The organism is Streptomyces sp. NBC_00873 (assembly GCF_045207415.1).
Taxonomy (GTDB): Bacteria; Actinomycetota; Actinomycetes; order Streptomycetales; family Streptomycetaceae; genus Streptomyces.
Genome location: NZ_CP108803.1, coordinates 4,104,076 through 4,126,368 on the forward strand (window position 1 = coordinate 4,104,076; position 22,293 = coordinate 4,126,368).

The 22,293-nt window shown below is 71.6% G+C and carries 22 protein-coding genes and 2 pseudogenes; 11 read left to right on the plus strand and 13 right to left on the minus strand.

What is annotated here, in order from left to right; all coding sequences use genetic code 11:
* Positions 1 to 8: 8 nt before the first annotated feature.
* The 3 genes from OH809_RS18655 to OH809_RS18665 are packed head-to-tail and all read right to left on the minus strand — an operon-like array spanning position 9 to position 4,110.
* Positions 9 to 1,607: an acyl-CoA carboxylase subunit beta gene (locus OH809_RS18655; RefSeq protein ID WP_406515358.1), complete on the minus strand. Its 1,599-nt coding sequence runs from the start codon at positions 1,605 to 1,607 to the stop codon at positions 9 to 11.
* A complete protein-coding gene (locus tag OH809_RS18660) occupies positions 1,604 to 3,319 on the minus strand; it encodes an acyclic terpene utilization AtuA family protein (protein WP_406515359.1) in 1,716 nt (571 codons plus the stop codon). Before OH809_RS18660 ends, OH809_RS18655 begins: the two co-directional genes overlap by 4 nt.
* Entirely contained in the window at positions 3,316 to 4,110 is a 795-nt protein-coding gene (locus OH809_RS18665) for a TIGR03084 family metal-binding protein (protein WP_406515360.1), read from the minus strand. Before OH809_RS18665 ends, OH809_RS18660 begins: the two co-directional genes overlap by 4 nt.
* Positions 4,111 to 4,243: 133 nt before the next feature.
* Here OH809_RS18665 and OH809_RS18670 point away from each other — a divergent pair, with 133 nt between their 5' ends.
* Positions 4,244 to 4,954 carry an NUDIX domain-containing protein gene (locus tag OH809_RS18670; RefSeq protein ID WP_406515361.1) on the plus strand — a complete coding sequence of 237 codons (711 nt, stop codon included), beginning with the start codon at positions 4,244 to 4,246 and terminating at the stop codon, positions 4,952 to 4,954.
* 78 nt (positions 4,955 to 5,032) lie between these two features.
* Here OH809_RS18670 and OH809_RS18675 read toward each other — a convergent pair whose 3' ends face one another.
* A complete protein-coding gene (locus OH809_RS18675; RefSeq protein ID WP_406515362.1) occupies positions 5,033 to 6,001 on the minus strand; it encodes an EamA family transporter in 969 nt (322 codons plus the stop codon).
* A gap of 146 nt (positions 6,002 to 6,147) precedes the next feature.
* Between OH809_RS18675 and OH809_RS18680 the strand changes: the two genes are divergently transcribed.
* Positions 6,148 to 7,038 (plus strand): LysR family transcriptional regulator, encoded by an 891-nt coding sequence (locus OH809_RS18680; protein WP_406515363.1) that lies wholly within the window; start codon positions 6,148 to 6,150, stop codon positions 7,036 to 7,038.
* Between the two features lie 72 nt (positions 7,039 to 7,110).
* On the opposite strand, the gene OH809_RS18685 is transcribed toward OH809_RS18680, so the two are convergent.
* Complete coding sequence (locus OH809_RS18685) at positions 7,111 to 9,936, minus strand: FAD-binding and (Fe-S)-binding domain-containing protein (protein ID WP_406515364.1); 2,826 nt, start codon at positions 9,934 to 9,936, stop codon at positions 7,111 to 7,113.
* 269 nt (positions 9,937 to 10,205) lie between these two features.
* Here OH809_RS18685 and OH809_RS18690 point away from each other — a divergent pair, with 269 nt between their 5' ends.
* The 7 genes and pseudogenes from OH809_RS18690 to OH809_RS18720 all read left to right on the plus strand — a co-directional run bounded on the left by OH809_RS18690 (position 10,206) and on the right by OH809_RS18720 (position 15,296).
* The gene (locus OH809_RS18690) at positions 10,206 to 11,672 is read left to right on the plus strand and encodes a sensor histidine kinase (protein ID WP_406515365.1); all 1,467 of its coding nucleotides are present in this window, start codon (positions 10,206 to 10,208) and stop codon (positions 11,670 to 11,672) included.
* Entirely contained in the window at positions 11,669 to 12,127 is a 459-nt protein-coding gene (locus OH809_RS18695; RefSeq protein WP_406421334.1) for a roadblock/LC7 domain-containing protein, read from the plus strand. Before OH809_RS18690 ends, OH809_RS18695 begins: the two co-directional genes overlap by 4 nt.
* Positions 12,124 to 12,486: a DUF742 domain-containing protein gene (locus OH809_RS18700; protein ID WP_406515366.1), complete on the plus strand. Its 363-nt coding sequence runs from the start codon at positions 12,124 to 12,126 to the stop codon at positions 12,484 to 12,486. Before OH809_RS18695 ends, OH809_RS18700 begins: the two co-directional genes overlap by 4 nt.
* On the plus strand, positions 12,467 to 13,105 hold the full coding sequence (locus tag OH809_RS18705; protein WP_406515367.1) for a GTP-binding protein: 639 nt from the start codon (positions 12,467 to 12,469) through the stop codon (positions 13,103 to 13,105). The genes OH809_RS18700 and OH809_RS18705 overlap by 20 nt, the downstream gene beginning before the upstream one ends.
* 38 nt (positions 13,106 to 13,143) lie before the next feature.
* Positions 13,144 to 13,321 (plus strand): annotated as a pseudogene (locus tag OH809_RS18710) (cytochrome P450); the annotation flags it as partial.
* Positions 13,322 to 13,415: 94 nt separating this feature from the next.
* A complete protein-coding gene (serC, locus tag OH809_RS18715) occupies positions 13,416 to 14,534 on the plus strand; it encodes a phosphoserine transaminase (RefSeq protein ID WP_406515368.1) in 1,119 nt (372 codons plus the stop codon).
* 150 nt (positions 14,535 to 14,684) lie between these two features.
* Positions 14,685 to 15,296, plus strand: a complete 612-nt coding sequence (locus OH809_RS18720; protein ID WP_406421330.1) for a Uma2 family endonuclease — start codon at positions 14,685 to 14,687, stop codon at positions 15,294 to 15,296.
* Here OH809_RS18720 and OH809_RS18725 read toward each other — a convergent pair.
* Together OH809_RS18725 and OH809_RS18730 are read right to left on the minus strand one after the other, a co-directional pair.
* Entirely contained in the window at positions 15,271 to 15,798 is a 528-nt protein-coding gene (locus OH809_RS18725) for a GNAT family N-acetyltransferase (RefSeq protein WP_406515369.1), read from the minus strand. The two genes, OH809_RS18720 and OH809_RS18725, sit on opposite strands and share 26 nt — an antisense overlap.
* A 79-nt stretch (positions 15,799 to 15,877) precedes the next feature.
* Positions 15,878 to 16,882 carry a WD40 repeat domain-containing protein gene (locus OH809_RS18730; RefSeq protein WP_406515370.1) on the minus strand — a complete coding sequence of 335 codons (1,005 nt, stop codon included), beginning with the start codon at positions 16,880 to 16,882 and terminating at the stop codon, positions 15,878 to 15,880.
* Positions 16,883 to 16,940: 58 nt separating this feature from the next.
* Here OH809_RS18730 and OH809_RS18735 point away from each other — a divergent pair, with 58 nt between their 5' ends.
* Positions 16,941 to 17,636, plus strand: a complete 696-nt coding sequence (locus tag OH809_RS18735) for a GDSL-type esterase/lipase family protein (RefSeq protein WP_406515371.1) — start codon at positions 16,941 to 16,943, stop codon at positions 17,634 to 17,636.
* Positions 17,637 to 17,657: 21 nt separating this feature from the next.
* Here the strand turns inward: OH809_RS18735 and OH809_RS18740 are convergent, their stop codons facing one another.
* From OH809_RS18740 to OH809_RS18765, 6 genes are all read right to left on the minus strand, one after another.
* Complete coding sequence (locus OH809_RS18740; protein ID WP_406421326.1) at positions 17,658 to 18,275, minus strand: helix-turn-helix domain-containing protein; 618 nt, start codon at positions 18,273 to 18,275, stop codon at positions 17,658 to 17,660.
* A gap of 36 nt (positions 18,276 to 18,311) precedes the next feature.
* Positions 18,312 to 18,950, minus strand: coding sequence for a TetR/AcrR family transcriptional regulator (locus tag OH809_RS18745; RefSeq protein ID WP_406421325.1), 639 nt, complete (start codon positions 18,948 to 18,950; stop codon positions 18,312 to 18,314).
* 204 nt (positions 18,951 to 19,154) lie between these two features.
* Complete coding sequence (locus OH809_RS18750) at positions 19,155 to 19,376, minus strand: alkylphosphonate utilization protein (protein WP_366133666.1); 222 nt, start codon at positions 19,374 to 19,376, stop codon at positions 19,155 to 19,157.
* Between the two features lie 131 nt (positions 19,377 to 19,507).
* Complete coding sequence (locus tag OH809_RS18755; RefSeq protein ID WP_406421324.1) at positions 19,508 to 19,933, minus strand: ATP-binding protein; 426 nt, start codon at positions 19,931 to 19,933, stop codon at positions 19,508 to 19,510.
* Complete coding sequence (locus tag OH809_RS18760) at positions 19,930 to 21,597, minus strand: SulP family inorganic anion transporter (RefSeq protein ID WP_406425117.1); 1,668 nt, start codon at positions 21,595 to 21,597, stop codon at positions 19,930 to 19,932. The genes OH809_RS18755 and OH809_RS18760 overlap by 4 nt, the downstream gene beginning before the upstream one ends.
* A 65-nt stretch (positions 21,598 to 21,662) precedes the next feature.
* A complete protein-coding gene (locus tag OH809_RS18765; RefSeq protein ID WP_406425115.1) occupies positions 21,663 to 22,004 on the minus strand; it encodes an ArsR/SmtB family transcription factor in 342 nt (113 codons plus the stop codon).
* Between the two features lie 175 nt (positions 22,005 to 22,179).
* Here OH809_RS18765 and OH809_RS18770 point away from each other — a divergent pair.
* A pseudogene (locus OH809_RS18770) lies at positions 22,180 to 22,293 on the plus strand (serine hydrolase); the annotation flags it as partial.

A 22,293-nucleotide genomic window follows, 5' to 3' on the forward strand; every position in this document is an offset into this window, starting at 1 on the left:
GGTCGTCCTCACATCCGGAAGATGCCGAAGCCGCCGCGGGCGCCTTCGACCGGGGCGGTGTGGATCGCGGACAGGCAGATCCCGAGGACGGTCCTGGTGTCGCGCGGGTCGATGACCCCGTCGTCGTACAGCCGCCCGGAGAGGAACATCGGCAGCGACTCGGACTCGATCTGCTGCTCCACCATGGCGCGCAGACCGGCGTCGGCCTCGTCGTCGTATCGCCGTCCCTTCGCGGCGGCGGAGGCGCGCGCGACGATGGACAGCACGCCCGCGAGCTGCTGCGGTCCCATGACGGCGGATTTGCTGCCCGGCCAGGCGAAGAGGAAGCGCGGGTCGTAGGCGCGCCCGCACATGCCGTAGTGCCCGGCCCCGTACGACGCGCCCATCAGTACGGACAGGTGCGGGACCCTGGAGTTCGACACCGCGTTGATCATCATCGCGCCGTGCTTGATGATGCCGCCCTGTTCGTACTCCTTGCCGACCATGTAGCCGGTGGTGTTGTGAAGGAAGAGGAGGGGGATGTCGCGCTGGTTGGCGAGCTGGATGAACTGGGCGGCCTTCTGCGACTCCTCGCTGAACAGGACGCCCCGGGCGTTGGCGAGGATGCCGACGGGGTAGCCGTGCAGCCGGGCCCAGCCGGTGACGAGGCTCGTCCCGTACAACGGTTTGAACGCGTCGAAGTCCGAGCCGTCGACGAGCCGGGCGATGACCTCGCGCGGATCGAACGGGACCTTCAGATCGCCGGGCACGATGCCGAGGAGCTCCTCCTCGTCGCACTTCGGCGGTTCGGCGGGGCCCGGATCGGCGTGTGCCTTGCGCCAGTTGAACCGGGCGACGATCCGTCGCGCCTGACGGAGCGCGTCGTGCTCGTCGACGGCGAAATGGTCGGCGAGCCCGGAGGTGCGGGCGTGCATGTCGGCGCCGCCGAGGGACTCGTCGTCGCTCTCCTCGCCGGTCGCCATCTTCACGAGCGGCGGTCCGCCGAGGAAGACCTTCGACTGCTCCTTGATCATGACGGTGTGGTCGGACATGCCGGGGACGTACGCCCCGCCCGCGGTCGAGTTCCCGAAGACGACCGCGACGGTCGGGATTCCGGCGGCGGAGAGCCGGGTGAGGTCGCGGAACAGTGCGCCGCCGGGAATGAAGATCTCCTTCTGGGACGGCAGGTCCGCCCCGCCCGACTCGACGAGACTGATGCACGGGAGCCGGTTGGCGAAGGCGATCTCGTTGGCGCGCAGGGCCTTCTTCAGCGTCCAGGGGTTGGAGGCGCCACCGCGTACGGTCGGGTCGTTGGCGGTGATCAGGCACTCCACGCCCTCGACGACGCCGATGCCGGTGACGAGCGAGGCGCCCACCGCGTACTCGCTGCCCCAGGCGGCGAGCGGCGACAGTTCCAAGAAGGGTGTGTCGGGGTCGACGAGCAGCTCGATCCGTTCCCGGGCGAGCAGCTTGCCGCGTCCCCGGTGCCGCTCGACGTACTTCTCGCCGCCGCCCGCGAGGGCCTTGGCGTGCTCGGTGTCGAGCTCGGCGATCTTGGTCAGCATGGCGGCGCGGTTGGCGGTGTATTCGGGGCTTACGGTGTCGAGCCCGCTGGCCAGAACGGTCATGCGTGCGCCTCCGGTGCGTCGGTGGATTCGAGCAGGGTCACGGGGACAGGGAGGTGCCGGGACCGCAGCCACTCCCCCACCGCCTTGGCCTGCGGGTCGAAGCGGGCCTGCGCGGCGACGCCTTCGCCGAGGAGGCCGTGGACGACGAAGTTCAGCGCACGGAGGTTCGGCAGGACGTGCCGCACGACGGTCAACTCGGCAGTCTCCGGGAGCAGTTCCTGGAACCGTTCGACGGCGAGCTCATGCGCGAGCCAGCGCCAGGCGTCGTCGGTACGGACCCAGACGCCGACGTTGGCGTCCCCGCCCTTGTCGCCGCTGCGGGCGCCGGCGATGCGGCCGAGGGGGGCGAGCCGGGTGATTCCGGTGGGCAGCGGCTCGGGCAGGGCGGGCTCGTCCACACCCTCAAGTTCCCTCACGTGTACCGGTGCTGCCATGTCCTCCCGCCGCCCGTCCGGAAGTACGGCGACGTGGTCGACCTCTCCCGCCGGTACGTACCTCGCCTCGAACACCCCGTAGGGCGCGCCCTTGCCGGGCGGGGCGGTGACGTGGAAGCCCGGGTAGCTGCCGAGGGCCAACTCGATCGCGGCCCCGGAGACGGTGCGTCCGACCGCCTCCGGCTCCTGGTCGCGGACGACGAGCCGGAGCAGGGCGCCGGCGGTCTCCTCGGTGTCGGCGTCGGCCCTGTCGGTACGGGCCAGCTCCCACCGCACCTCGTCGGGTTCCGTACGGGTCCGGGTGAGCGCCTCCGCGAACTGGTCCTGCACCAGCTGCGCCTTGGCCTCGATGTCGAGTCCGGTGAGCACGAAGACGACCTCGTTGCGCCAGCCGCCGAGCCGGTTGAGCCCGACCTTGAGCGTGGGCGGCGGAGCCTCGCCGCGCACTCCGGAGATCCGTACGCGGTCCGGTCCGTCCTGCGTCAGCCGTACGGTGTCGAGCCGGGCGGTCACGTCCGGTCCGGCGTACCGGGCGCCTCCGGTCTCGTACAGCAGCTGGGCGGTGACGGTCCCGACGTCGACGACGCCGCCCGTGCCCTCGTGCTTGGTGATGACGGACGTCCCGTCGGCGTGGATCTCGGCGAGCGGGAAGCCGGGCCGGCGGACGTCGTGGCCGCGGAAGAAGGAGTAGTTCCCGCCGGTCGCCTGGGTGCCGCACTCCAGCACATGCCCGGCGACGAGGGCACCGGCGAGCGCGTCGTGGTCGCCGGGTTCCCAGCCGAAGTGGGCGGCGGCGGGTCCCGTGACGAGGGCGGCGTCGGTGACCCGGCCGGTGACGACGACATCGGCCCCGGCGCGCAGGCAGGCGGCGATGCCCGCGCCCCCGAGGTACGCGTTGGCGGTGAGGAACCCGTCGGGGACGGGCAGGCTGTCGCCCTCGACATGCGCGACGCGCACCGGCACGCCCACCTTCTCCGCCAACTCCCGGACCGCTTCGGCCAGTCCGGCCGGGTTGAGCCCTCCGGCGTTGGCGACGATCTTCACCCCGCGCTCGTGCGCGAGCCCGAGACCCTCTTCGAGCTGGCGCAGGAAGGTGGTGGCGTACCCGCGGTTCGGGTCCCCCAGCCTGCTCCGCCCGAGGATGAGCATGGTCAGTTCGGCGAGATAGTCGCCGGTGAGGACGGAGAGGGGGCCGCCGGTGAGCATCTCGCGCACGGCGTCGAAGCGGTCGCCGTAGAAGCCGGAGGCGTTCCCGATCCGCAGCGGCGCGGCGGTCACCGTGCACCGCCCTCGGGTGCGCGGCCGGGACCGGGCGGCCCGGCGAAGGCCTGTGCGATGTCGAGCCACTGGTCGGCGTCGGCCCCGACGGCGCGCACGGCCAGGTCGAGCCGGTGGGCGCGCTGGGTGACGAGCAGGCAGAAGTCGTACAGCGGTCCGGTGACGCGCTGCGCGGCGCCCTCGGGTCCGTAGGAAATCAACTCACCTCCGGGTGCCGTCAGTTCGACCCGGAACTCCTCACCGGGCGGCTTGATCCCTCGTGCGAGGAACGCGTAGTCACGGGCCCGCACCCCGATTCGGGCGACGTGCCTCAGCCGGGCGGTCGGACCACGTACGGCGCCGAGGGCGTCGGCGATGTCCTGCCCATGCGCCCAGGTCTCCATGAGCCGCGCGGTCGCCATGGACGCGACACTCATGGGCGGCCCGTACCACGGGATGCGGGTGCCGGGCGGGGCGTCGCGCAGGGCGCGCCCGAGCCGTTCACGCCCGTCGCGCCAGCGCGCGAGCAGCGCGGTCGGCTCCGCGGCAACGATCTCCTCGGCAGCCTGATCGACAAAGCTGTCGGGGGCCGCCCGGGCCTTGGCCACCTCCACCGCGAAGGCGTCCGGATCGGTGACGGCGAGCAGGGCGACCTCGTCGGTCCAGGTCAGATGGGCGATCTGGTGGGCGACGGTCCAGCGTTCGGCGGGGGTCGGCCCGGCCCACTGCCCGGCACTCAACTCTGCGACCAGCCGGTCGAGTTCGTCGCTCTCGTTGCGCAGATCGTCGAGCACGGCTGCGGCGTCGGACACGGTGCGCTCCCCTCGGGGCGTGGCTGTTTGCCCAGGAGCATGTCAGCGGACCTGGAAACAAGCAAGCACGCTTGCATTAATTGATCCGTCCGCCTCCACCGGTGGCCCGGGACCCGGCTGCTAGCCTCCGCCGATGACTGACGAACCTCGCACGACGGGCGTGCGTTTCGACGACAACAAGCTTGTCCTGGAGCGGTATCGGGACGAGAGCGGCATCTACTACGCCTTCCCGGACGACGGCCGGACCCCTGCCGGATCATCGGTAGCCCTGTCCCTGGCCGAGGCGCTGCACGCCCGGATCCGTCCGGTCGGGACGGCGGAGAAGGTCCTGCGCGCCTGGTCGCAAGGGCTGCCCACGCAGGCCGCGGCCGCCCTGGACGACCCGACCGCAGCCGCGCCGACCCGGGTCCGCGGCGGCGCGATCGTCATCCGTGACCGGCGGATGCTGCTGATCTGCCTCGACGAGGGCGGCCGGACGTGGTACGAGATCCCGGGCGGCGGGGTCGAGACGGGCGAGACGCCAAAGATGGCGGCGATCCGTGAGCTCCGGGAGGAGACCGGCCTGCACGGGACGGTCGTGCGCGAGGTGGCCCGGATCTGGCGGCGCGGCACCCGGGGCCACTACTTCACCGTGGAGACCGAGGGCGAGGTGGGCGCACCGGAGACCCTGGACAACTACGGCGGCGTCCCCGTCTGGGTTCCGGTCCCCGAACTGCCCACGACCCCACTGTGGCCCCGCCGGCTGTCCTGGCGGATCGCCCACTGGCACACCGTCGGCTGGCCGGCGCCTCCGGCGGAACTCGCCGACTCCGTCAGGGACCTGAATGCGGCCTGCGCGTGGTGAGGGTGCGGGCCGGAGATCCGGAGCCCGACGAGAGCCCCCGCACGGGAGCCCGGGCGGCGGCTCACCGCGCAAGGCCCCCTAAGGAGTGTCCGGCCTCGCGCGGCGGGCGCCGACGACCTGGCTGCGGACCGCTCCCATGCTCGCCCCGATGACCAGGGCGATGGCGAGGGCGTCGGTGGCCGTCAGCGCCTGGTCGAGAATCAGGAAGCCGGCCGTCGCCGCGATGGCCGGTTCCAGACTCATCAGGACCGCGAACGTCGGCGCGGGCAGCCGGCGCAGCGCCATCAGTTCCAGCGTGTACGGCAGCACCGAGCTCATCAGCGCCACCGCCGCTCCCATCGCGAGCGTCGACGGCACCGCGAGCTTCGCGCCCGACTCCAGGATGCCCAGCGGGAGCGACAGGACCGCGGCGACCGTCATCGCCAGGGCCAGGCCGTCGGCCTGCGGGAAGCGGCGGCCGGTACGGGCGCTGAAGACGATGTACGCCGCCCACATCGCCCCGGCGCCGAGCGCGAACGCCGCGCCGACCGGGTCCAGTCGGTCGAAGCCGCCACCACCCAGCAGGAACACCCCGCCCAGCGCGAGCCCCGCCCAGACAAGATTGATCAGCCGGCGGGAGGCGGCGACCGAGAGCGCGAGGGGGCCGAGCACCTCCAGGGTGACGGCCGCACCCAGCGGGATGCGGTCGAGTGCTTGGTAGAAGAGCATGTTCATGGCGCCCATCGCGACGCCGAACGCGACCACCGTCCCCCAGTCGGCCCGTGAGTGGCCGCGCCACTTCGGGCGGCAGACCATCAGCAGGACGACCGCGGCGACGGCCAGCCGGAGCGTGACCACGCCGAGCGCGCCCGCCCGTGGCATCAGCAGCGCCGCGACCGCCGAGCCGAACTGGACGGAGAGTCCGCCCGCGACCACCAGCGCCACCGGAGCGAGCGCCGCCCTGCGGCCGCCCGGTCGTGCGGGACCCGTCCCGTCGAGGGCGGACACCGCCTCCGGTACGGCGACGGCTGCTGCGGCCGGCTCCACGGCACTGCGCTGGTCATTCACGGGCGGCCTTCATCCTCGAAGAGTTCAATGTGCTGCACTTGGCAATTGAAGATACTGCACTCCTGCCCTGCGGCTCGTTTCTTCACCGTAGAGACGTCTGCGCGGCACGTGAAATGCCGATTGCGCTCCCGTTATGCTCCACACGCATGAGCACAGGACAGAGCCCCGGCCGCACCGTCGAGCTGCGTCATCTACGGGCCTTCCTCGCCGTCGCCGAAGCGGGCAACGTCACACGCGCCGCCGCCGCGCTCCGGCTCACCCAGCCCGCCGTCTCCCGCACCCTCGCCGCTCTGGAACAGCACCTCGGCGTCCGGCTCGTCGACCGCTCCACCCACCACCTCTCCCTCACCCCCGAGGGCGTCGTCTTCCGCGACAAGGCCGCCGCGGCGGTCGCCACCTTCGACGAGGCCGTCGACCCCGGCAGTCTGCGCCGCTGGCCGCTGCGGCTCGGACACGCCTGGTCGGCGCTGGGCCCCTACACCACACCGCTGCTCCGCAGCTGGCAGCAGCGGCACCCGGAGACGCCCCTCGAGCTGCTGCGGATCGACGACCGCACCGCCGGGCTCACCCGCGGCGAGGTCGACGCGGCGCTGCTGCGCGGGCCCGTCGACGCGCCGGGGCTCGTCACCGAGGTGCTGCTGAGCGAGGACCGGGTGGCGGCGGTGACCGCGGACGGGCCGCTCGCCGCGCACGCCACGCTCCGTCTCGCCGATCTCGCGGGCGGCCCGATCGTCCTGAACACCGTCTCCGGTACCACCACCATCGGCCTGTGGCCACCTGGCGCCCGGCCCGCCGCCACCGTCACCGTCGCCAACACCGACGACTGGCTGACCGCGATCGCGGCCGGGCGCGGCTCCGGGGTGTCGGCCGCCTCCACCGCCGACATGCATCCGCACGCGGGGGTCGCCTACCGCCCGCTCGTCGACGCCCCGCCCGTACCGCTGCTCCTCGCCCGGCGCGACGCCCCCGGCCACCCGGCGCTGCCCGAACTCGCCGCGCTGGCCCACGAGATCATCGGGCACAACATCGCCCGGTGAGGGAGTGCCCGGGCGGGGCGGCTCCGGAGAACGAGCGGCTGGTGGCGGCGGTGGCGCGGGCGGACGCTCGGGTCAGTTGCCGGAGGGGTGGGCAGCGGGCCCGTCCAGTCCCTCCGCCAGCAGCTCCGCCAGGTGCCTCGCCCGCACACCCGCCAGCTGTGCCAGCTGGGTCCGGCACGAGAAACCGTCCGCCAGGATGTCCGTGCCGGGCTCCGCACCCCGTACCGACGGCAGCAGCTGCTCCTCCGCGCACGCCACCGACACATCCCAGTGGCCCCGCTCGAAACCGAAGTTCCCCGCAAGACCACAGCACCCTCCGCTCAGCTCCCCTTCCAGCCCGGCTCGTTCGCGCAGCCGCCGTTCGGCCGCGTCGCCGAGGACCGCGTGCTGGTGGCAGTGGGTCTGGCCCGCGACCCGGCGGTCCAGGCGCGGCGGCCGCCATTCGGGGGCGTACTCCTCCAGGAACTGCGCCAACGTCCGTACGGAACCGGCGAGTTCGGCGGCGCGCGGGTCGTCGGGGAGGAGTTCCGGCAGGTCCGTACGGAGGGTGGCGGCGCAGCTCGGTTCGAGGACGACGAGCGGGTCGCCGAGGGAGAACCCCATCCGGTCGAGGGTGCGGCGCATGACCGTGCGGGCCTTGTCCAGTTGGCCCGTCGATACGTAGGTGAGTCCGCAGCACACACTCCGTTCCGGGTACAGGGCTGTCCGGCCCGCCGCCTCCAGGACCCGGACGGCCGCCTTCCCGACCTCCGGGGAGAGGTGGTCGGTGAAGGTGTCCGGCCAGACGGTCACCACCTGATCGCTCGACAGGATCACGGTCCCGCGGCCCCTGTGCTTTCGGGCCCACCGGGTGAACGTCTCCCCCGCCAGCACCGGAATCGTTCGCTCCGCAGTGATGCCCGCCAGCCGTTTCGCCAGTGCGGCGAACGGGCGGATCCGGGCGAGCGCGTTCAGCGCGGGCGCGATCGGGGCCACGAGCCGCAGCCACTGCGGCAGCCGGCCCATCACGTAGTGGGCGGCGGGCCGCAGCCGCCCCCGGTAGTGGTGGTGCAGGAACTCCGCCTTGTACGTGGCCATGTCCACGCCCACCGGGCAGTCGCTGCGGCACCCCTTGCAGGACAGGCAGAGGTCGAGCGCGTCCCGCACCTCCTCCGACCGCCAGCCGTCCGTGATCACCTCGCCGGCGAGCATCTCGTGAAGCAGGCGGGCCCGGCCGCGGGTGGAGTGGGCCTCCTCGCCGGTCGCCCGGAAGGACGGACACATCACGTCCGTGCCCGCCGGCTGCGCCGTACGGCATTTCGCGACGCCGACGCATCGTCGTACGGCCGCCGTGAAGTCGCCGCCGTCGTGCGGGTAGCCGAAGGTGACGTCCACGGGACGTTTCGGCAGGACGTCGAAGCGGATGTTCTCGTCGAGGCGGGCGGGGCGGGCGAGGATGCCGGGGTTCATGCCGCCGTCCGGATCCCAGAGGTCCTTGAACCGGCCGAAGAGCGCGACGAGTTCGTCCCCGTACATCCGGGTCAGCAGCTCGGCCCGCGCCTGCCCGTCGCCGTGTTCCCCGCTCAGCGAGCCGCCGTGCGTGACGACGAGCGCGGCGAGTTCCTCGGAGAAGCGGCGGAAACGGGCCACACCGTCGCCGCTCAGCAGGTCGAAGTCGATCCGCACGTGGATGCAGCCGTCGCCGAAGTGCCCGTACGGCGTGCCGCGCAGCCCGTGTGCGGTGAGCAGGGCGCGGAAGTCGCGCAGATATGGGCCGAGGCGGGCGGGCGGTACGGCGCAGTCCTCCCAGCCGGGCCACGCCTCACTGCCATCGGGCATCCGGGTAGCGGTGCCGGACGCGTCCTCCCGGATGCGCCACAGAACCCGCTGTCCGGCCGGGTCGGTGACCACGGCCGTGTCCACCGCGTCGGCCGCCCGCAGGATCCGTTCGGCGTGCGCCCGCGCCTCGGCCGGGGTGTCCCCGCCCGTCTCGACGAAGAGCCAGGCCCCGCCGCGCGGCAGCCCGGCCGGTTCCCGTACGAGATCGGCGGCCATGCCCTCGACCGTCAGGGGGCGGTACGGGAGGAGCCCGGGGGCGGCTTCGGCGGCCGCGGACTCATCGGCGTATCCGAGTACGGCGAGGGCGCGGGATCCGGGCGCCTCGACCAGTCGTACGGTCGCCTCCGTCACCACGCCGAGCGTGCCTTCGCTGCCGCAGAAGGCGCGGGCCAGGTCAGGGCCCCGCTCGGGAAGGAGGGCGTCGAGGGCGTATCCGGAGATGCGGCGCGGGAGTTCGGGGAAGCCGGTGCGCAGGAGCGCGAGGTGGGAGCCGACCAGTTCGCGGAGGCCGGCAGGGGCGCCGTCCCACGTCCCCCGGTCGAGCCGGAGCGTGTCGCCGCCGTAGCGGGCGACGGTCAGTGCGTGGACGTTGTCTGCGGTGGTGCCCCAGGCCACCGAGTGGGAGCCGCAAGCGTTGTTGCCGATCATTCCGCCGAGCGTGCACCGGCTGTGCGTGGAGGGGTCGGGGCCGAAGGTGAGGCCGTGGGGTGCGGCGGCGGCGCGCAGGTCGTCCAGGACCACGCCCGGCTGGACGACGGCCGTCCGGGACGCGGCGTCCAGTTCGACGATCTTCCTCAGGTGGCGGGTGAGGTCGAGGACCACACCGGTGCCGGTGGCCTGCCCGGCGATGGAGGTGCCGCCGCCACGCGGCACGACGGGCACCGCGTGCGCACGGCAGACGGCGAGCGCGGCGGCGACGTCGTCGGCGTCGCGCGGGGCGACGACGCCGAGCGGCACCCGGCGGTAGTTGGAGGCGTCCATCGTCATCAGCGCCCGCGCGGTGGTGCCGAACTCCACCTCTCCGCGCACGGCGCTGCCGAGGGCCCGTACAAGAGCGGTCCGGTCCTGTCGTTCAGCCATGGGCCCAGAATGCCGCTGGTCGGGGCGGTGGGCCCGCCACCCCCGCGCGTTTCCCCCGAATACGTCAATCCGTCGGAATATGTCGGATGCGTAGTCGCATACATAACAGGGAAGACCACAAGGTCTTCCCAAACAGATCGTCAATTCTCATATAGTGACCCCGACTTGATTAGGAATTATCAACTCCGGTTGATCTCTTTCGCCCCCTGTCATGCCGAAGTGTCCGGATCCACCCCCTGTCCGTCGCCGTCCGCCCCCTAGGACTCCGCTTGCGCCCCACATCCCGGCCAACCGCACTGGCCCTGCTGGTCTCGGCGGCCGTCACCGGTTCCTGCTGTCTGTGGGCGGTCCTCGCCGCTCCCGCTTCGGTCAGAACCCCGCTGTCCTGGGGGGCGGGCGCAGCCGCCCTGCTGCTGTCCGTCACCGTGGCGATCGCCGTCCACGCCCGGGCCACCACGCGCCTGCTGCGCGCGCACAACGCCGCCGAGGCCCTGCGGTTCACCGCCGAGACCTCGCGGCTGGTGTCGTCGTCCGCGGCCGAAGCCCAGCGGTTCACCGCAGAGGCGGCCAGGATCAAGGCCGCCGCAGCGGCCGAGAACGCGCGGATCACCGAACTGGCCGCCGCGGAGACCGCCCGGCTGGACGACGAGGTCAAGCGGCTGGGCGACCGGCTGCACGACGAGGTCGAGCGGCTGAGCGCACGCGTGGCCCGCAGCGAGACCGAGCGCTCCGCCGCGATCACCGCCTGCGCCAACGCCGCCGGACGGATGCAGGCGCTCGCCACCAGCATGCTCGCCGACCTGCGCGAGATGGAGCACCGGCACTCCGCCGAGGACGTTCTCGGCGATCTGCTGCACCTGGACCACCGCACCGCCCAGGCGGGCCGGCTGGCCGACTCCATCGCCGTGCTGACCGGCGCCCGCTCCGGGCGGCGCTGGGCGAAGCCGATCGTGATGGAGTCCATCCTGCGCGGCGCGATGGGCCGGATCAACGGCTATCAGCGGGTACGTCTCCACTCGACCAGCGACGTCGCGATCGCCGGTCACGCAGCCGAGGGCGTCATGCACGCGCTCGCCGAACTCCTCGACAACGCCGCCAACTTCTCGCCGCCCACCGCGGAAGTCCATGTGTACGTGGAGGAGGTACCCGCCGGCATCGTCCTCACCGTCGAGGACAGCGGTCTGGTGATGAGCGATGTGCAGCTGCGGCGCGCCGAGCGTGCGGTGTCCGCCACCAACCAGGACCTGACCGGTCTGTCCGGCACCCGCCTCGGTCTCGCCGTCGTGGGCCGACTGGCCCGTAAGCACAGTCTGACGGTCTCGTTCCGGCCGTCCGCGCGCGGCGGCACGGGCGCCCTGATGATGCTCCCGCAGGAACTGGTCACCCGGACGCCGGTGACCGTCCCGGCGCCCGCCCCTGCGGCGGAACCGGAGCCCGTCCACACCCCCGCCCCGGCCGCCGAGCCCGCCCCCGCGAACGCGGAGACCGGCTCCGGCTCCGCGTCCGAGACCACCGGCAGCCTCCCTCGGTTCGGCGAGAGCGGCCTCCCCAAGCGCACCCGGGGCCGTACCCTCGCCGCCGCCGAATCCCGTAACAACGCCAACGGCGCCACCCCCGGGGCCGCCGCGACTCCCCGGCCCCGTACTTCCGACCCCAAGGAACAGGCAGCCCGCTTCAGCAGCTTCCGCCAGGCAGTACGGCCCAATCCCCCGCACCCGGAAGGCAACACCCGATGACCGCGACCACCGACGAGAAGCTCAACTGGCTGCTGGAGGGGCTCCTGGAGCGCACCCCCGGCACCCGGCACGCCCTCGTCCTGTCCAGGGACGGCCTCAAGCTCTGCCGTACCCCCGAGCTCTCCGTCGATCAGGCCGACCAGCTGGCCGCTATCTCGGCCGGCATCCAGAGCCTGTCGCACGGCGCCTCCGTCGAGTTCGGTGACGGAACCGGCGGCGTACGGTCCGCGATGGCCGAGTTCTACGGCGGCGTGCTGTTCATCGTCGAGGCGGGCGCGGGCGCCCATCTCGCGGTCGTCGCCTCGGAGGACTCCGACGTCGGCCTCATCGGCCACAACATGACCGAGCTCATCGAGCAGCTCGGCGAACACCTCAGCGCCCCGCCGCGCTCCTCCGCGACCTCCGAAGCCCCCTCCGACGCCACCGCAGCCGCCGACGCGACCGCAGCCGTATGACCCGCCCCCGTCCCGGCCGGGACGACGCCCCGGACCGGCTGTACACCCTCACCGGTGGCCGCAGCCGGTCCGATTCGGACGCGTTCGACCTGGTGACGCTGGTGGTCGCCGAATGCAAGCCGGCCCCCGGCATGCAGTCGGAGCACGTCGCGATCCTGCGGATGTGCCAGAGCCCCACCGCGGTCGTCGAGATCGCGGCGGGGCTCGGGCTGCCCGTCAGCATCGTCCGGATCATGCTGTCCGACCTGCTGGACACCGGCCGGATCAGCGCCCGTCACCCCCGTACCGCCCGTGTCGCGGACCGGCTCCCCGACCCCGACATCCTGGAACAGGTGCTCGTTGGACTCCGCAACCTCTGACCGTGCCGCCCTGCAGGCGACCGCCGACAACGGACTGAAGATCGTCGTCGTCGGCGGCTTCGGGGTCGGCAAGACCACCATGGTCCGCTCCGTCAGCGAGATCCGTCCGCTGAACACGGAAGAGACCATGACCCGCGCGGGCGAGGCCGTCGACCACCTCGACGGTGTGCAGTCGAAGACGTCCACGACCGTCGCCTTCGACTTCGGCCGGATCTCCCTCGACGAACGCTCGGTGCTGTACCTCTTCGGCGCACCCGGTCAGGAACGCTTCTGGTTCCTGTGGGACCGGCTGTTCTCGGGCACGCTCGGTGCCGTCGTCCTCGTCGACACCCGCCGGCTCGCCGATTCCTGGTACGCGATCGACCGTCTGGAGCACCACGGCACCCCGTTCATCGTGGCGTGCAACGACTTCGGCGGCCCGCTCCACACCGAACAGCAGATACGTGAGGCGCTCGACCTCTCGGACGACGTGCCCCTGGTGGAGTGCGACGCCCGGGACCGCTCGTCCAGCAAGTACGTACTGATCACGCTGGTCGAGCACCTCCATGCGCTCGCGGTCGGCACAGCGTCCGCCCCGTCCGCCACCCGTCCGGAGAAGACCCCGGAGCCCACCCCGTGACCCAGCCCCTGGCGCCGCCCTCCGGCTGCCCCGTGACCCACGGCCCGCACGTGTGCCCGGGCGCGGCGCTGTCCCGGCTGGAGGCGGGGGTGGCGCTGCCCGCGCTGGACGAGCGGTTCCCGGAGCTGGAGCTCGCCGTCCCGGCCTCCGAGCTGCGGAACAAGCCGATCGGTCACCCGGAACGACCTGTACGACCTGCCGGTCGAACTGGGCTGACCCCGCCGCGCGATGTGGTCAACACGCCGGAGCGTGTGTCTCATCCGACGGACACGGCGCTCGACCGTGCCCGTGAGGTACTACGCTCCGGTTCGTGGCCGATATCCAGATTCCCGCTGACATCAAGCCCTCCGACGGACGCTTCGGCGCCGGTCCTTCCAAGGTGCGGACGGAGGCGCTCGATGCGCTGGCCGCCACCGGAACGTCTCTTCTCGGGACGTCCCACCGCCAGGCCCCGGTCAAGAACCTGGTCGGCTCGTTGCGTCAGGGTGTACGCGACCTCTTCTCCCTCCCCGAGGGCTACGAAGTGATCCTGGGCAACGGCGGCTCCACCGCCTTCTGGGACATCGCGACGCACGGTCTGATCGAGACGAAGTCCCAGCACCTCAACTTCGGCGAGTTCTCGTCGAAGTTCACGAAGGCCGCCAAGCTCGCCCCGTGGCTCGCCGACCCGAGCGTCATCGCCTCCGACCCGGGCACCCACCCGGACCCGCAGGCGGAGGCGGGTGTCGACGTCTACGCGTTCACGCACAACGAGACGTCGACCGGTGTCGCCATGCCGATCAAGCGCGTCGCCGGCGCCGACGAGGGCTCCCTCGTCCTGGTGGACGCCACCTCCGGTGCGGGTGGCCTGCCGGTCGACATCACCGAGACGGACGTCTACTACTTCGGGCCGCAGAAGGTCTTCGCCGCCGACGGCGGCCTCTGGATCGGCATCTTCTCCCCGGCGGCCCTGGAGCGCGCCGCGCGCATCCACGCGTCCGGCCGGCACATCCCGGAGTTCTTCTCGCTGCCGACGGCGATCGACAACTCCCTCAAGAACCAGACGTACAACACCCCGGCCCTGGCCACGCTGTTCCTCCTGAACGAGCAGCTGACCTGGTTCAACAGCCAGGGCGGCCTGGACTTCTCGACCGGCCGCAGCGCCGCGTCGGCGCGGAACCTGTACGGCTGGGCCGAGGAGTCGAAGTACGCGACCCCGTTCGTCACCGACCCGGAGAAGCGCTCGGCGGTCATCGGCACGATCGACTTCTCGGACGAGATCGACGCCGCGGCGGTCGCGAAGGCGCTGCGCGCCAACGGCATCGTCGACACGGAGCCGTACCGCAAGCTGGGCCGCAACCAGCTGCGTGTCGCGATGTTCCCGGCGATCGACCCGACGGACATCCAGGCCCTGACGGCCTGCATCGACTACGTGATCGAGAAGCTGTAGCGGTAACGCGTCAAGAGACGGCCCTGCACACGAAAGGTGAGCAGGGCCGTTTCTGCATCACTCGACCGGGTGGCGGAATGCCTTCAGGGCACGGGCGGCCGGATCGTCCTACGATGATGACCTCGACATCAGCCCTTCAGGAGGCCCGCAATGTCTGCAGCAGCAGTCGAGCACCCCTGGGACGGGGAGCCGGAATCCCTGCTCGAAACGGCCAACTGGCTCACGGAGCAGCATCCGGGTTACCGCGTCGAGATCATCGGAGGCGTCGTTACAGTGGCCCCACCCCCGGACGGCCCGCATGCGGATGCACTGACCACGCTCATGATTCCCTTCCTGGCGGCGGGCCTCCACGGCGAGGAGACCAGAGTCCTTCAGGGAATCGGTCTGTGGCTGCCCGGCGGCCCCGAGGACTACGCCGTCCCCGACCTGGCGATCGTCGACGCCGACCGCGACGAGCATCTGGTCGAGAACAACTGCTACGACCCTGTCATCTTCCGCCTCGTCCTGGAGGTCACCTCCAGCAACTACAACAACGACCTGCGCAACAAGGTCGCCGCCTATGCCGAGGCCAAGATCCCGGTCTACGTGATCGTCGACCGCAAGCACGGCCGGGTCCACGTCCTGACCGAGCCCATGGCCAATGGATACGACAGCCACCAGGTGTACGCCCCCGGTCAGCAGGCCGCTCTCCCCGCCTCCATCGGCGCCGAGGTCACGCTCGACGTCGCGGATCTGCTCAAGGCCGGGCAGTCCCGGAAGTGATCTCCTCGCGGTGCCACAGCCGCTCCCCGTCCTCCCACTCCTCGGTGGGCACGAGTCCCGCCGCCGCGGCCACCGCGGCGGACGCGGTGTGGTCGGGGTGGATGTGGGCGACGACCGTACGGACTGTGCCGTCGGCCGGCAGGTGCGCCACCAGTCCGGCCGCCGCTTCCTTCGCGTAGCCCAGGCCCTGCCACTCGGTGCCGACGACCCAGGCGATCTCGGCCCGGGGGCCCGCCACCGTGGCCTGGACCCAGCCCACGAGACGACCGTCGGCGCGTACCCGGAGTACCCAGTTCCACCAGTGTTCGGCAGGGTCGGGCGAGCCGGCTTCCCAGCGGGTGTAGCGGGCCCGGAGGGTGTCCAGGTCCTCCGGGGCGCCGCCCGTATAGGTGTGCAGGGCCGGGTCGGCGAGGACCGCCGCCATCTCGTCGGCGTGCGCGACTCGCAGCGGCAGTACGTCGAGCCGCTCGGTGGAGAAGGCCTCGGGCCCCTGGTTCGTCATAGCGCCCGACCCTACGTGCGGCGCGTCATCGGATGACTCCGGCCCCGGGACGTGCGCTGATGGGGTCGGGCGCGGTCGGTCAGCCGCGCTTGCGGCGCCGGTTCATGAAGACGAGTGCGCCCACGGCGGCGAGCACCACCGCTCCGAGCAGCGTGCTGCCTTTCACCTCGCTGCCGCCCCCGCCCGTCCCGCCGGCGGCCGACGCACCGCCGCCGTCCTTCGACGGCGACTTGGCATCGCCTCCGTTCCCGCCCGCACCTGCGATGTCCACCCGTACCACCTGGCTCCGCGCGCCCTCCGAGCCGAACATCAGCGCCGACCCGTCCGCCGTGTACGTCACCGACTCGGACTGTCCCTGCAACGGTGCGTGGACCGGGTGGTCGGCGCCGAGCCGCCCGTCCTTGAACGCGTAGCCACGGGCGCTGAAGTAGGACCGCAGCACCAGTTCCTTCCCGTCCGGCGAGAACGCCCCGTCCGTCACCCACGGCACATCGCCGACCCGCCGGAACACATTGGTCCGTCCGGTGGAGAGCTCGGCGGGTCCTTCGTACAGTCCGCCGCCGTCCTCGTTCTTCGAGGCGATGTAGACCCGGCCGGTTTTCGGGTGGACCATCAGCGCCTCGGCGTTGCGCGCCCCGTCCGCGTACTTCACGTCGAACTGGGTCGCCCGGACCGTCGCGTCCTTCAGCACCTTCGGCTCCGGGAACCGGTAGATCCAGACGTGGTCCCAGCTGCCGTTCAGGTTGTCGCCGATGTCGCCGACGTACAGGTTGCCGTCGGGTCCGAGCGAGATCGCCTCCACGTCGCGCGGCGCGCCGACCCCGCGCATGGTGATCGTCGCGACGGTCTTCCCGGTCCGGGAGTCGACGGCGTAGACGTACGGCCCGTCCTCGCTGTCGTTGTGCGTCCAGTAGATGCCCGGGTGGGCGCGGCTCGCGGCGAGGCCGCTGGACTCGGTGATCCGGGGGTCCTCGATCGTGAAGCTGCGGTCGGCGGACCCGTCGTCGGCCATGGCCGGGGCAGCTGCCGCCCCGGCGAGGACGAGCAGCGCGGCGGCACCGGTGACTGTCAGATACGAACGCATGGACCAAGTGTCCATCGTCACGTCGCAGCTCCGCGCGTTGATCCGCCATGATGGCGCCATGCGTTTTCTGTTCGTCGGCGATTCCATGACCATCGGCCGCGCCGGCGACGTCACCTGGCGCTACCGCATGTGGCAGCACCTCGAAGCGGCTTTCGACGGTCCGTACGAGATCGTCGGTCCCCGGACCGAGCTCTACGACACCGCGACGAACACCCCGGACTCGTACGCGTACGGCGCCCCGGATTTCCCCGCCCGGGCCCGCCGCCATCTGGCGGGCTGGGGCGAGGGATGGCTGCACATGGCCCCGGTGATCGCGGACACGGTCACCGCGACGCGTGCCGACGTGCTGCTCGTCTCGCTCGGCCTGATAGATCTCGGCTTCTACACGGACAGCGGGCAGACCGCCGAGAACGCCCGCGCGTTCGTCGCGGCCGCCCGCACCGCGAACCCGCACATCAAGGCCGTGCTCCTGCCGGTCATCCCGAACATACGGGCCGAGTCGGACGCCCCGTTCGCCGCCGAGTGCGACCGTTTCAACGAGCTCCTCGCGAAGGCGGTCGCCGACCTCGACGAGCCGATGTCACCGATCCTGCTGGCGTCACGCCCGGCCGGGTACGACATCCACATGGACACATACGACGGCACGCACCCCGGTCCCACGGGCGAGCAGAAGCTGGCCGCGACATTCGCCGACGCGATGCACCAGGCGTGGGGCATGGGCGGGCCGTACGCGGGCGGTCGCACGGAAGCGTGACGCCCGGCCGTCCCGGTGCCCTCACTTCTTGGTGGGCCGGGCCCGCACATGCATCCGTTCGCCCTGCGGCCCGAACAGACTGAGAATCTCGACCGGTTCCGGCCCCGCGCTGGACCAGGCATGGGGCGTACGCGTGTCGAACTCGGCGACCTCCCCGGTGGTCAGTACGACATCGTGCTCGCCCAGCACCAGCCGCAGCCGCCCCGCCAGGACGTACAGCCACTCGTAGCCCTCGTGCACCCGCTGCTCCAGGGGCCCGGTCGCCCCTCGCCGGCCGGGCAGCACCATCTTGTACGCCTGGAGGCCACCGAGGTGCCGGGTCAGCGGCATGAACTTTCTGCCGCCGCGGGTGAAGGGGCGCAGATGGACGCGGGGGTCGCCGGTGGCGGGGGCGCCGACGAGTTCGTCGAGCGGGACCCCGTACGCCTTGGCCAGTGGCAGCAGCAGTTCCAGGGTGGGTTTGCGGCCGCCCGACTCCAGGCGGGAGAGGGTACTGACCGAGATCCCGGTCGTCTCGCCCAGCTGGGCGAGGGTCGTGCCGCGCTCCCGGCGCAGGGCCCTCAGACGCGACCCGACCCCGGTCAGAACGGCGGCGAACTCATCGCCGGCATCCGCATCCGCCTTCGCTCCGTCTGCCATCTCCCCATTATTCGCCGTACAAGAGAGCGGGGGCGGTCAGGGCGAGCCGAGCATGGTCAGGGAGAGCCGCGTGAGCTCCTCGGTCAGCCAGTCGGGCGTGACCTGACGGGGGCGGCGGGCGTGGTGGGCGAGAAGTTCCTCGACCGAGTGGGTCATCACCGTGACCGCGACCCGCTGGTCGCCGTCACCCACCTCACCCCGCTCGGCGGCACGCTCGGCCTCGCAGGTCAGGAACTCGGACCACATCGTCCGCCACATCGCGAGATGGTCGTCCACGGTGCGGCTCACGCCCAGCGCCTCGACGAACGCCACCCGCGCGGCCCGCGGATCAGCGGTGACCCCGCGCACATAGGCGGCGAAGAGGCGACGGAACCGTTCCTCCGTCCCGCACTCCTCCATGTCGTCGGAGAGCATCGCCTCCTCGGACGCGCGCAGTCCGCTGGTCGCCACCTCGTCGTACAGCGCAATCAACAGCGCCTCCCGCGAGGTGAATTGCTGATGGAACGCGCGAATCGGCACGCGCGCCTCGGCGCAGAGTTGCTCGACGGTCGTGCGCGCGTAGCCGTACGCGGCGAACAGGTCCCGCCCGGCCCGCAGGAGCCGGCCACGCCACTGCGCCCGGTCCTCGGCGGACGCGGTCATCCCTGTTCCGCGGCTCACCACGGCATTCACCACAGGTCCTCCTTCGTCGGCCCGGAGTCGCAGTCATTGTCCTCGCTCCGCCCCGCCGGCGGCGGATCCGCCACACCCATGGGCGGTCCGGTCTCCGTCCCCGCGCTCTGATCCACGCCGCACCGGCGGCGGAATCCCGGATACATGCGGCCCCGTCCGTGCAGCTGAGAACGGGGCCGCTGGTCACGCGGCGTGTACCGCGCCGGGTCAGGCTTTCTTCAGGAACTGGGTCTTCAGGACCAAGCCCTTGACCTTCTTGGTGTTGCACTCGACCTCGTCCGGCTTGCCGGTGAGGCGGATGTTCTTCACCAGGGTGCCGCGCTTGAGGGTCTCGGACGTTCCCTTGACCTTCAGGTCCTTGGTCAGCGTGACGGAGTCGCCGTCCTCCAGGGCGGTGCCGTTGCTGTCCTTCACCACAATGTCGCTCATTGATCGTTCCTTGCTGATCGGGTTGTATCGGGTTGTCAGGCCGGCGCGGTGCACGCGTCGGGCCACTGGTCGCTGCACCACTGCCGTTGGGTGGTGCAGCGCCACTCGATGGTCATCACGGGGCTCTCCTTCTACAGCGGCAGGGTGATCCAGATGCTCTTGCCCTGCCCATCGGCGTCGCCGCGTACGACCGCGGTACCGCCGAGACCGAGGGTGAGTTCGACGACGGTGGCCAGCCCTCCCGCGCCGGTGCCGGTCACGGCGGCGTACAGGGCGGGCTGGTAGGGGTGGCGGTCGTGGACGGCGAATGCGAACGTGTCCGCTCCGGCCGCGAAGATGACCGTGACGTTCGGGGAGAGAGCGGCGGCGTGCCGGACGCTGTTGGTGACCAGCTCGGCCAGGATCAGCAGCGCCGGATCGATGCTGGGGTGGCGGCGGCTGATGCCCCATTCCGTCAGTACCTGTTCGGTGGTCTCGCGGGCGATGCGCACGGAGGAGCCCATCGCGGGCAGGGTCAGCACATGCCGGTACGGGAGGGCTTCGAGCTGGGTGGTCACTTCGCCTCCGGGTGGGCGAGGCGGAACCCGGTCACGCTCTGGGGGACGGCGGGCAGCAGCCCGGCCTTGTACAGGTGGGCCCGGGCCCCGGCGATCGCCTCCGGCGTGGTGGCGTACTCCCGGCCCTCCAGTTGAAGCAGGTCCAGGGCTCCAACGGAGTCCAGGGCGCGTCGCTGGCCGGGACGGATGCCGGAGGTCATGACGGCGATACCGCGCCGGTTCAGCTTCTCAACGGCGTCCTTGAGGACGAGAGCGCCGGTGGCATCCAGGGTGGTGACCCGCGACATGCGCAGGATCACCACGCGCACATCGGCGACCTCGGACAGTTCGAGAAGGAAGCGGTGGGCGCCGGCAAAGAACAGCGGGCCGTCGATGCGGTAGGCGACGATGTGCTCGGCCAGCAGCGCATGCTCTTCGTCGCTGTGCTCGCCGGGCATGTCGGGGCGGAAGTCGACCTGGTCCATGCGGGCCTGACGGGCCACCGCCCGCAGCGCCAGCGCCCCGGCGACGACCAAACCGATGATGACCGCGTACACCAGATCCAGGGCGAGGGTCGCCACGGCGGTCAGCACCAGGACGATCGCGTCCGCGCGGGTGGCCTTCGCCATCGCCCGCAGGGAGCCGACCTCGACCATGCGGATCGCGGTCGCGATCAGTACCCCGGCCAGCGCGGCGAGCGGGATCTTGGAGACCAGCGGGGCGGCGGCGAACACGATGACCGCCAGCACGGCGGCATGGACCAGGGCGGCGAGCCGGGAGGAGGCGCCAGTGCGGACGTTGACCGCGGTGCGGGCAATCGCGCCGGTCGCCGGCACGCCGCCGAACAGCGGGGCGGCGATGTTCGCCAAGCCCTGCCCGAACAGCTCCTTGTCCGGATCGTGCTTCTGACCGACCGTCATGCCGTCGGCGACCTGCGCGGACAGCAGCGATTCCAGCGCCGCCAACGCGGCGACCGCGATGGCCGGGGCCAGCAGCGAGCCGAGCGCGGACACGTCGACGAAGCCGAGCGAGGGCGCGGGCAGGCCCGCCGGCAGGTCCCCGATCCGGGCGGCGGCGTCCAGGTGGAAGAGCTGTGCGACGAGGGTCGCGGCGATCACCGCGACGATCGAGAACGGGATGGTGGGCCGCCAGCGGGCCCCCACCAGCATCACCACAACCACCCCGGCCGCCAGCGTCACGGCGGTCCAGTTCGGCGACTGGATGAACGCCTCGATGGCGTGCCAAGCCACCACCAGGACCTTGTCGCCCTCCGGCTTGGCTGCCCCGAGCGCGTTCGGGACCTGCTGGAGGCCGATCACGCAGGCGATGCCCAGGGTGAAGCCCTCCACCACCGAGGCGGGAATGTAGGCCATGTACCGTCCGGCCCGCGCGACGGCGAGACCGATCAGCATCAGCCCGGCGATCAGTCCGACCATCAGCACGCCGCCGGTGCCGTACTGGGCGACGATCGGCACCAGCACCACCGTCATGGCCCCGGTCGGCCCGGACACCTGGAGGTTCGAGCCGCCGAACACGGCGGCGACCGCGCCCGCGACTACGGCGGTGGCCAGCCCGGCCTCGGCGCCCAAGCCGGAGGAGACACCGAAGCCCAGCGCGAGCGGCAGCGCCACGATCGCCACCGTCAGCCCGGCCAGCAGGTCACGGCGCGGACTGCGGCCCATCATCGCCAGATCGGTGCGCGAGGGCAGCAGGGAACCCGCCCGGGTAAAGCCCCTGGCCACAGGGGTGCTCACTGGGCCGCGACCTCGGTTTCCCGCAACTCGGCCAGCAACTCGTTCTGCCCCGCCAGCATCTCGGTCAAGATCCGCCGCGCGGCCCGCATCAGCTCCGCCACATCCCCGCCGGCCAGCTCGTACACCACGGTCGAGCCCTCGCGGGTCGCGGTGACGATCCCCGAGCGGCGCAGCACGGCCAGCTGCTGGGACAGCGCGGCGGGCTCGATCTCGATCTTCGTGAGCAGGTCGCGCACCGGCATCGGGCCGTCCTGGAGGAGCTCCAGCACCCGGATGCGCACCGGATGCCCGAGCATCCGGAAGAACTCGGCCTTGGCCTGATAGAGCGGAACTGGCACGGTGTCGAACACCCCTCTTCACCCCGGTCACCTGGGGTATCACCTGGTCGTTTTGTCCGCAGCTACCAGCGGACACAACCATCACAGCATGTAGTGAATTGCATAATTTTGCAACTCGTTGATTCGATGCCTGCTCTGCCACATCGTGCCCCGGGGTCCTCGACGCGCCACTGCAGTCTCCGACCGCCCCCTCGGAGCGGTGACCGCCCGCCAGTTGCTGACACACACAGCCGGTGTCCCGCTGCGGGCCCAGTTGAGAAACCTTTACGGGACCAGCGAGGACGATGTG

What these genes read in the sequence shown, in the direction of transcription:
- OH809_RS18655 (WP_406515358.1), bottom strand. Translation starts at nt 1,607, where the DNA reads ATGACCGTTCTGGCCAGCGGGCTCGACACCGTAAGCCCCGAATACACC.
- OH809_RS18680 (WP_406515363.1), top strand. Translation starts at nt 6,148, where the DNA reads ATGAGCACAGGACAGAGCCCCGGCCGCACCGTCGAGCTGCGTCATCTA.
- OH809_RS18670 (WP_406515361.1), top strand. Translation starts at nt 4,244, where the DNA reads ATGACTGACGAACCTCGCACGACGGGCGTGCGTTTCGACGACAACAAG.
- OH809_RS18760 (WP_406425117.1), bottom strand. Translation starts at nt 21,597, where the DNA reads ATGATGGGCCGCAGTCCGCGCCGTGACCTGCTGGCCGGGCTGACGGTG.
- OH809_RS18700 (WP_406515366.1), top strand. Translation starts at nt 12,124, where the DNA reads ATGACCCGCCCCCGTCCCGGCCGGGACGACGCCCCGGACCGGCTGTAC.
- OH809_RS18735 (WP_406515371.1), top strand. Translation starts at nt 16,941, where the DNA reads ATGCGTTTTCTGTTCGTCGGCGATTCCATGACCATCGGCCGCGCCGGC.
- OH809_RS18725 (WP_406515369.1), bottom strand. Translation starts at nt 15,798, where the DNA reads ATGACGAACCAGGGGCCCGAGGCCTTCTCCACCGAGCGGCTCGACGTA.
- OH809_RS18695 (WP_406421334.1), top strand. Translation starts at nt 11,669, where the DNA reads ATGACCGCGACCACCGACGAGAAGCTCAACTGGCTGCTGGAGGGGCTC.
- OH809_RS18730 (WP_406515370.1), bottom strand. Translation starts at nt 16,882, where the DNA reads ATGCGTTCGTATCTGACAGTCACCGGTGCCGCCGCGCTGCTCGTCCTC.
- OH809_RS18750 (WP_366133666.1), bottom strand. Translation starts at nt 19,376, where the DNA reads ATGAGCGACATTGTGGTGAAGGACAGCAACGGCACCGCCCTGGAGGAC.
- OH809_RS18740 (WP_406421326.1), bottom strand. Translation starts at nt 18,275, where the DNA reads ATGGCAGACGGAGCGAAGGCGGATGCGGATGCCGGCGATGAGTTCGCC.
- OH809_RS18685 (WP_406515364.1), bottom strand. Translation starts at nt 9,936, where the DNA reads ATGGCTGAACGACAGGACCGGACCGCTCTTGTACGGGCCCTCGGCAGC.
- OH809_RS18720 (WP_406421330.1), top strand. Translation starts at nt 14,685, where the DNA reads ATGTCTGCAGCAGCAGTCGAGCACCCCTGGGACGGGGAGCCGGAATCC.